Origin of the sequence: Sulfurimonas sp., from assembly GCF_032250635.1 — a bacterium.
Lineage (GTDB): Bacteria > Campylobacterota > Campylobacteria > Campylobacterales > Sulfurimonadaceae > Sulfurimonas.
Map to the genome: position 1 here is coordinate 1 of NZ_JAVVFL010000263.1, position 1,926 is coordinate 1,926.

The 1,926-nt window shown below is 34.8% G+C and carries 1 protein-coding gene and 2 pseudogenes; all 3 read right to left on the reverse strand.

Going from position 1 to position 1,926, the window contains the following annotated elements; all coding sequences use genetic code 11:
- Nucleotides 1-444, reverse strand: a pseudogene (locus RQ763_RS11580) (hypothetical protein); the annotation flags it as partial.
- A gap of 47 nt (nucleotides 445-491) precedes the next feature.
- Entirely contained in the window at nucleotides 492-695 is a 204-nt protein-coding gene (locus tag RQ763_RS11585) for a KTSC domain-containing protein (RefSeq protein WP_314153144.1), read from the reverse strand.
- Between the two features lie 17 nt (nucleotides 696-712).
- A pseudogene (locus tag RQ763_RS11590) lies at nucleotides 713-1,926 on the reverse strand (SbcC/MukB-like Walker B domain-containing protein); the annotation flags it as partial.

Consider the following 1,926-nt stretch of genomic DNA (forward strand, 5'->3'; position numbering starts at 1 on the left):
ATCAAAATCAGACTGAATTGTTTGTTCTATTTTATTATTTGTTTTAACTATGCCTGACATTTTATTAAGCTTATTAATAAATTTACTTTGTGAAGACAACAGCTCTTTTGTTATCTCTTCATATTTTATTCTTGCATCATTATCAACCAATAAAGTTGAGATTTGTTCTGAGTTGAATCTTTCATTCATACTTTCTATTACAAAAATATTTTCTTTAAGAAGTTCTAAATTATCTGCTAAGATTTTTGGCACAGATGTATATCCAAATATAATTTCTTCAGGTTTCTCACCTTTACTAATATTCAGTAGTGTTTTTGAAAATGAAGTTTTCATCATACCATTTGGAGCATACAATACAATAGTATTGTGTTTATCAAAGTCAAACACATGATTTAAACTATTTATTCCATAGCAGTTTTCAAATTCAACAGTCAGTTTTTTCATAACAATCCTTTTATCTTCAAAGTCGTATTCTTAAAACAACAGCTAAGTTAATAACAGTTATAATTATCGTTTATATAATTGTAATAATATCTGCCAATTGATGAAGCATTTAAAAATCCATCAAAAATATTTTGAGGTACTCCACAATAATCATAAGTTCTACCTTGTTTAAATGTTATTTTCATTTGTTTTGTATTGCTATCGTATCCAATATGACTAATAGCACGCGATTTTACTAAAATCATTTCCATATCATTTCCTTTTAATTTTAAAGTTCCACAACCCGCTCAAACATCTCTTTTATCTCCATCTCGTGGCTTATGAGAAATATCTGTCGGTATTGTTCTTTGATGGTGTGGAAGGCTTCTAGTATCTCCATTCTTCTGCTCTCATCCTGACTTCCAAAAACTTCATCAAATGCCAAGAATCCTATGGAGCTTGCTCCGCTGAGTTCCGTGAGAGTTTTAGAGATGGCTATGCGTAGAACCAAGTTTGCCAAGTCAACCTCTCCGCCGCTAAAGCGCTCTATCGGGTACTTTTTGCCCTCGTCGTAGATAAAAAAGTCGAAGTCGTTGCTTACTTCTATGTGTTGGTATTTGCCTTTTGTGATTTGAGAGTACATCTCTGAGGCAATGCTTGAGATGCGCGGTGCGACTTTAGAGTTTAGGCGAGTTTTGAACTCTGAGAGGCTTGTTTTGATCTTTTCGTAGTCAACTAAATCATCTTTTTTGGTTTGGACTTTTTTTAGCTGTATTTCGTTGTTTTGGAGTGAGTTTTTGACTGTTTTTATCTCGCCTTCTATATTTGCGATTTTCACCTTTATCTCATGTAAAGATGCCGTTTTTGACTCGATGGTTTTGAGTATGCTCTCATGTTCTTCAAGCTGATGTTTATGCTTCACATCGTCGTAGATGATGCTTTTAAACTCTGCCTCTTTGTTTTGTACTACGGCTTTTAACTCTTCTATTTTTTGATTTACTTGTAACAAATCCGACTTCACTAGAACAAGCCTTTTTAGCTCGGTTTCAAGACTGAGCGCATGTTTGTACTGCGGCTCTATCGCCGTTAGCGAATTTTTAACCCTCTCATGCACTTTTTCATCATAACTATACGCTTCTAACTCTTTAAGCTCAGCTTTGTTCTTTACCCCTTTTTGCTCTACATGTAAGAAGTGCTCTTTTGCTGTTTTGAGGTCTTTAAGCTTGCTTTGTATAATGTTTATATTTTTCGTCAGCTCTAAAAACTCTTTCTCTTTTTCCTTCTTTTGCGCTTCAAATGCGGCTTTTTGAGCAGTTACATTTTGGAGCTGTTTCTTGTACTCCTCAATCTTCTTTTGGTGAGTCTCATTTACCGCACCGACAAGCGAATTTATGACATTGTCATACTCCTCTAGAAGCGGTCTTGTACATGTAGGACACGCTCCCTCGCTTCCGAGTTCATGTAGTTTTGCTATCTTGGCGTTTGTAATCTCTATCTGCTTCT

Coding starts and splice junctions, on each gene's coding strand:
- RQ763_RS11585 (WP_314153144.1), bottom strand. CDS start 695: ATGGAAATGATTTTAGTAAAATCGCGTGCTATTAGTCATATTGGATAC.